This window comes from Chloroflexus sp. (genome assembly GCF_056331925.1).
Map to the genome: position 1 here is coordinate 97,766 of NZ_JBWGQH010000016.1, position 6,184 is coordinate 103,949.

Consider the following 6,184-nt stretch of genomic DNA (forward strand, 5'->3'; position numbering starts at 1 on the left):
GAAGCGAGCAATCTGCCCATCCGTCGCGTTCCACTCGACACAACAAAGACCGATAAGCAGCGTTGAAGATGGCTCGCTCCGCTCACTACGACGAAAGAGACATTGCATAAATGGGCGGATGTGGATACACTTGTGCATGGAGAATCTCCGCACCGTGTAAAGAGGGTATGGCAAATCAAGGGTATCAGTTGTGGTGCTCCTCATTTTTACCTTGGGTATCCTAACGTATGTTCAAACCTCCGACACATATGCAGTTCAACCCTATTATCATCGGTGTTGCCGGTGGCAGTGCAAGTGGCAAGACTAGTGTGGCACAGGCGATTTTGCAGCGGGTTGGTGCTGATCGAATTGCTCACATTGATCACGACCGCTACTACAAAGACCTCAGTCATCTACCGCTGGAAGAGCGGGCTCGATTCAATTTTGATCACCCTGACGCGCTTGACAACGATCTGCTGGTAGCGCATCTCGATGCGTTGTGTGCCGGACAAGCAGTTGATCTACCGACCTACGACTACGCAACGTATGTGCGTTTGCCGTATACCGAACGGATCGAGCCGCGCCCAGTGATTTTGGTGGAGGGCATTTTAATCTTCTACGAGCCGGTATTGCGTCGTCGCATGCATATTAAGCTGTTTGTCGATACCGATGCTGACCTGCGCTTTATTCGCCGTCTGCGTCGTGATATTGCTGAACGTGGGCGGTCGGTCGAGTCGGTGATCGAGCAGTATTTGGCAACGGTGCGTCCAATGCATCTTGAGTTTGTTGAGCCGACCAAACGTTATGCCGATGTCATCTTTCCCGGTGGTGGACGTAATCCGATAGCTATTGATATGGTGGTGGCACGGATTGAGGCGGCATTGCAATCGATGGCTTGACGATATTGGTAATCAGGCGCAAACTACATACATAGAGCACTCATCTGTCTGCGCTATACAGTTGCGATGTAGTAATTCTCTAACACTCAGATATTGGTATGTCCTTGTCTGCGCTCGTTGATAGCAATGAACTGCCCCTCAGTTGGACGCGGGGCAGTTTTGCTGTACCGCGTTTGCAGTATGTGCGCTTGCCTCTGTCGCGGTTAACTTGGTTAGCGTATGCGACATTACCGGATAGTAGTCGCTCCGATTGGTTTCACGATCATCGAGCGGGGCAGCGTTGGTTGGTGCGAGGTTGTCCGGAACAGGTGGCTTGTCGGTTGGCTGCGTCTGGATGGGAGACGTTCCGGGTAGGGATCGAAGGGGTGATCGATCTGGCCGGTGATGGCTTACAGCGGCGTTCGGTGCGCAAAATGGCGCGGGCTGCCCTTCGTTTTGGTCAAGTGAGTGAAATTCCTTGGAGTCCAGCGGCGGTCGCACGTTTGCGTTGGCTGGCGCGCGAGTCACGGTATGGGCAACGACCGCAGCTTCGTTATCTGTTTCGGACCACTTTTGATCCAGAAACACGTCTCTTTGTGTTTGGTGATACTGCCGGTGTGTGGCAAGGCGCAGTGTTACTCACCCAACCATCACCGACTACTGCCGTGACCGAATTGATGTTGCGCCGACCACAAGCACCGGCAGGGGTGATGGAGGCGCTGTTCAGTTTTGTCGGTGCCCGGTTGTTGGCTGAGGGTTGCCGTAGTCTAAGCCTCAATGAAGTGCCGTTCCACCATCTTGACGACAATTTACGTCCATTAGAGCGCCTCATCACGCTGATCGGGCGCCAGATGGCAACCGTCTACGATAGCGAGGGCTTATACCGTTTTAAAAACAAGTTTGCTCCCGTATGGCGACCGATCTACCTCTGTGTGCAAACGCGGCTACCCTTGCTCGCATTAGCCGATCTCTTTGCCGTATCGGGATGCCTCGAACTGGCAACGAGTGGGCTTCATCGTCGGCAGGCGGTATGATCTACCGATGTTGGCGGCGTTGGTGAAGGAGCTGCTCGTACTCGCGGAGTCGGACGAGCTGCCGGCGGTTGGGCCGGATGATCGGACGTGCAGCATGCACTATCTTGAGGGCTGTCCGATGATCAACACCATGACGTGCGATCAGATACGCTGCCGTCATCAATGGTGCGCGCCCTACCCCAGCGTGACAGTGGATAAACACGGGCAGACCATCACTGATAGCATTGGCAATGAAATGGACTCCTTCATCGAGTTGCTCGATGGTTGGGGGGTGAAAATCCGGGACCAATAAACGGAGACTACGGTTAGGCAGTGGCTCAGAAAAGGTATCAGCCCGCTCAGCTTGGAGGGAGAGTACGGCACGCACACCGAGTGCATAGATGTCTGACCATTGTTCAGGGTGAAATTGCCCGCCGACGAACAGCATGGTGTTGATTTGACTAATGTTTAGCCCGAAAAATCGTTGCCATTGGGTCGAAACGTACTTATGTACCAAGTCGATCATCGTACTTCTCTGCTACAATACAAGGCTAGATTCTACGTTTATGGTAACACAAGTATGTGGCCGTTTCGTAAACCTCCAGATCTCAATGCTGCTGTTGTCCGACCTAGCCAGCCCGATGACGTTCCTGCGGTGAGCCATCTGTTCCGGTCTGCTGGCCGCCGGTTTTTAGCGGTCGGGGTTGCTGATTTGTACGCTGCCATCGAACATGGTCGGGCAGCGGTGCTCCAACTCGACCAAGAGGTGTTGGCGGTTGCTGTACTGAGTCGGCCTATCGCTCAGGTAGCGTGGTTGCGGGGATTGGCGTTGAGTGAAAGAGTACAGCCACGTGAGGCTATTGCTCGTCTCTTGCCAGCTTTAGACGATGTGGCTCGTGGACTCACGATCCAACATGTATACTACGCCGGTGATGATCAGTCGGATCAATGGTTGCGTCCGCTCCTTGAACATGCCGGCTATGCTCACCAAACCGATGTCGTCGTCTATGAGAAACGCGGCTGGAATATTCCTAACTATGGTAATGCGCATGTGCAAGTTCGCCCCGCCTATGCCGTTGATCTAGCTGAGGTGTTGCAACTCGACATGCGCTGTTTTGAACCGCAGTGGGTTAAGGATGAAGGGATTTTGGCACCGGCAATTGCCGATGGATCATTCTTCGTGACGGCTGAACTTGATGGACAGGTCGTCGGGTATAGTTACGCGACGAGTCATTTTGGTGGCCGGTTAGTCCATCTAGTACGTATTGCCGTCGATCCATCCCAACGTGGGCGAGGGATTGGCGTGCGGTTATTAGCGGAATTCGTTTCGTATGCGGCTGAAATTGGCGCCGGGTTGCTCACTCTCAACACACAAGCGTACAACTATCACGCTCAGCGGCTGTATCGCTGGTTTGGCTTTACGCCAACCGGTGAACGCCAGCCGGTGTTGTGTCGCTGGCTGTAGAGAGAGGAAACTGTGCCTGCCAAAATTGATCCGCGTGATTGGGAACGGTTGTTTAACCGCCGACGGCGACGTGGGCCGCTCAGTATTTTGCTGCGTGCTCTCGTGGGTGGGTTGCTCGTGCTCGGTCTGATTGGAGTAGCACCGTTGATAATGAACCAGATCAAGTTGGCTCGCGTTACAACGGCGCAAACGCAGATTGCGTTGCAGACGCGCGAGGCACGGGCAACAATCCAGCAGGCGGCAACCCAAAGTGCAATCCCGCCGGTAACACTAACTATTGTGGCTACCTCCACTGCCACGCCAACGCTTACACCAGAACCGATCCTTGGTCGTGCCCAAGTGGTCAGGGGCGGCAACATTCGCAGTGCACCACAAGTTGTACCGGCAACCGTGATTGGACAGGTTTGTGTCGGTGATCGGGTTGAGCTATTCGAAGAGCGGATCGTTGATACCAATAACCGCTGGTACCGGTTGCGGGTCGTCGAAACCGTTGGTCGTTGTGTTCCCGAACGGGTCAGCGCCGGTACAGAAGGCTGGGTAAATGGGCAATTGCTCGGTGCAATTGAGCGATGATAGCGGGATGCCAGGTGTTCAGCGCTGCACCGCTTCCTCGTAAACGGCAAGGGTAGCTTGGGCAGTAGCTTGCCACGAAAATCGTGCTGCTTGCCGTAATCCACGACTTCGCAGCAATTCACGGAGATCGGGCGAACGGAGGACGCGCAAGATGCCCTCGACGATGTCGTGCATGTTGTGTGGGTCAACCGTCAATGCGGCGTCATCAACCACTTCGGGCAAACTACCGGCGTAGGCACAAACCACCGGGGTGCCGCAGGCCATCGCTTCGAGTGGTGGAAGACCAAATCCCTCATACGACGAAGGAAAGACAAAAAGTAAGGCACCGCTGTAGAGTGCGGGCAGATCGGTGTCGGCGACATTCGGTAAGACCTTCACCTGGTCGGCCACGCCGTGTTCGGCGGCAAGCGTAGTCGGCAACGGATAGCGAGGGTCAAACTTTCCAGCTATGACCAGTACGGTGTTGGCATACTGTTCTGGTAAGGCCGGGAGCACGCGCTGCCATGCCCGCAGGAGGCGGTCAATGTTTTTGTGTGGTTTATTCGATCCAACGTAGAGTACGTAGTGTCGCGGTAAACCGTAGCGCAAGCGTACTTCAGTAATCTCATCAATCGGTTGTGGGACAAACAATGGTTCAGCGGCCAGCGGCGTTACGGCGATCTGTTGGCGTGGTATGTGAAGGTGAAAGGCAAGATCATCGCGCGAGACCGACGAGATGGTAATCAATTTCCGCGCGCTTTGTGCAGCGAGTCGTAAGCTTACGTGATAAAAACGTCGTCCGCGTGGGCTGAGCGTTTGTGGGTAACGCAACGGCACAACATCGTAGATAGTGACAACCGATGGGCAGGGGAGCAGATACGGCTTGACGAGATAGGGCGAATGGAACACATCGAGATGCAACCGTCGAGCAATAAGGGGTAGTTCAATCTGTTGGCTTAGAGCAAAAGGGCCACTCCGTACCGGGACCAATTCGACCACATCGGCGGTAAGGGATGGCAGCGATTGATCGGCATTGGTGAAGACGAACAGGTGATGAGAGCGGCAATGCCGACTGAGTGCCGGTAAGAGAGCGGTAATGTAGCGACCGATACCGGGAAAATGGTCGCGAGCGTAGCGGGCATCGAAGCCAATGCGAAGAGGCGGCATGTGAACTCTAGCGGTGTGTTTGTCAAGTAGGTCAAAGATGGCGAAGGGTGTAGTTTTGTTAGCAGGCCTATCGGGAGTGAGCAACGTTGCCTATTTGGACTTACCCTTTACGCCTCTTACTGCAGCTCTTACTAATTCCTGGTATGTACTTGTTGAGTGGTTAGTAATAATTCGTTTGTAACCGGTTTATCGTTGTAGCAGTTTCTTCGCTGAAAAGGGAGAGCTGGGAGGCCCCTTCCATATATTCTACAATATCTCGTTTCGCAAGAGTCCGGGCTATATCGTATTCCTTACCCAAGCGGCGTGCAAGCGCCATCAAATCAAGTGAATTAAGAAGTTGTGCGGCTTTGGTGCATAAATCTGAGGAACAGACAGCCCCCCCTTTCCCCTGCTGGGGGTTCAGGCAGTTGCTCCTGGGAGAATAACCTTGTAACTCGCATTGAGATGAGATTGCAGGGTAGAAAACGTCAGGTTCAGGCAGTTGCTCCTGGGAGAATAACCTTGTAACTTTCGGGCATGCCCAAATGGGTCATCCGATTGAGCGCGGCGCAACAAACCAGGGCCTCGGTCTGCTGGATAGCCAGCAGGCGCGCAGAGAGGCGCTCGCCAACGATGGGCTTATAACGACAGGCTGCCGTCTCAGCGAGTGAGCGTTGATGGGAACCAGACGTTTCTTGCCAGGCTCTTCGTCCCATCTTGCGAATGGCGCGCAGGTTCTCGTCACGGGGATGGGGCGGCGCATGGCAGTTGCCATGTTCCCAGATGTGCGCATCCGTGCGCGACGGGATGAGCGGCTTCGCCTGTGGGGAATGTTGGCGCAGGCAATCATAGACGTTGCGCCGGTCATAACTGCCATCGCCCGCCAGGCGGTCAATCGGCTGCTCCATCTGGCCCAGCAAGGGTTCGATCGCCTCCGCGTCATGAACATTGTTTTCGGTCAAGAGAACGGCTTCAAACTCGCCGCTCTGCGGGTCTATCCCCAGATGGAGTTTGCGCCAGGTACGCCGCTTTGTCTTGCCGTGTATTCTGACCTTCCAAGCCCCTTCGCCATACACTTTCAGCCCGGTGCTGTCGATGACGATATCAAGATGCCCGCTGACCTTTTTCGGCAATCTCACGTTCCATCCCTT

The 6,184-nt window shown here is 54.5% G+C and carries 7 protein-coding genes; 4 read left to right on the forward strand and 3 right to left on the reverse strand.

Annotated elements, in window-relative coordinates:
* The first annotated feature begins 248 nt into the window (after nt 1-248).
* Entirely contained in the window at nt 249-878 is a 630-nt protein-coding gene (gene udk, locus AC01ZF_RS10185; protein WP_012616656.1) for a uridine kinase, read from the forward strand.
* Nucleotides 879-976: 98 nt separating this feature from the next.
* Nucleotides 977-1,891: a phosphatidylglycerol lysyltransferase domain-containing protein gene (locus AC01ZF_RS10190; protein ID WP_424677381.1), complete on the forward strand. Its 915-nt coding sequence runs from the start codon at nt 977-979 to the stop codon at nt 1,889-1,891.
* A gap of 1 nt (nt 1,892) precedes the next feature.
* Here AC01ZF_RS10190 and AC01ZF_RS10195 read toward each other — a convergent pair whose 3' ends face one another.
* A complete protein-coding gene (locus AC01ZF_RS10195; protein ID WP_424677380.1) occupies nt 1,893-2,396 on the reverse strand; it encodes a protein-tyrosine phosphatase family protein in 504 nt (167 codons plus the stop codon).
* A gap of 54 nt (nt 2,397-2,450) precedes the next feature.
* Between AC01ZF_RS10195 and AC01ZF_RS10200 the strand changes: the two genes are divergently transcribed.
* Nucleotides 2,451-3,335 carry a GNAT family N-acetyltransferase gene (locus AC01ZF_RS10200; protein ID WP_424677379.1) on the forward strand — a complete coding sequence of 295 codons (885 nt, stop codon included), beginning with the start codon at nt 2,451-2,453 and terminating at the stop codon, nt 3,333-3,335.
* Nucleotides 3,336-3,347: 12 nt separating this feature from the next.
* Nucleotides 3,348-3,908 carry an SH3 domain-containing protein gene (locus tag AC01ZF_RS10205; RefSeq protein WP_424677378.1) on the forward strand — a complete coding sequence of 187 codons (561 nt, stop codon included), beginning with the start codon at nt 3,348-3,350 and terminating at the stop codon, nt 3,906-3,908.
* Nucleotides 3,909-3,926: 18 nt separating this feature from the next.
* On the opposite strand, the gene AC01ZF_RS10210 is transcribed toward AC01ZF_RS10205, so the two are convergent.
* Both AC01ZF_RS10210 and AC01ZF_RS10215 read right to left on the reverse strand, forming a co-directional pair.
* On the reverse strand, nt 3,927-5,054 hold the full coding sequence (locus AC01ZF_RS10210; protein WP_428112026.1) for a glycosyltransferase family 4 protein: 1,128 nt from the start codon (nt 5,052-5,054) through the stop codon (nt 3,927-3,929).
* A gap of 473 nt (nt 5,055-5,527) precedes the next feature.
* The coding region (locus tag AC01ZF_RS10215; RefSeq protein WP_476575335.1) for an IS5 family transposase at nt 5,528-6,184 on the reverse strand (657 nt) is incomplete at its 5' end.

Bases quoted from the DNA above. Each gene is read 5' to 3' on its own strand.
- AC01ZF_RS10200 (WP_424677379.1), top strand. From the start codon at position 2,451: ATGTGGCCGTTTCGTAAACCTCCAGATCTCAATGCTGCTGTTGTCCGA.
- AC01ZF_RS10210 (WP_428112026.1), bottom strand. From the start codon at position 5,054: ATGCCGCCTCTTCGCATTGGCTTCGATGCCCGCTACGCTCGCGACCAT.
- udk (WP_012616656.1), top strand. From the start codon at position 249: ATGCAGTTCAACCCTATTATCATCGGTGTTGCCGGTGGCAGTGCAAGT.
- AC01ZF_RS10190 (WP_424677381.1), top strand. From the start codon at position 977: ATGTCCTTGTCTGCGCTCGTTGATAGCAATGAACTGCCCCTCAGTTGG.
- AC01ZF_RS10195 (WP_424677380.1), bottom strand. From the start codon at position 2,396: ATGATCGACTTGGTACATAAGTACGTTTCGACCCAATGGCAACGATTT.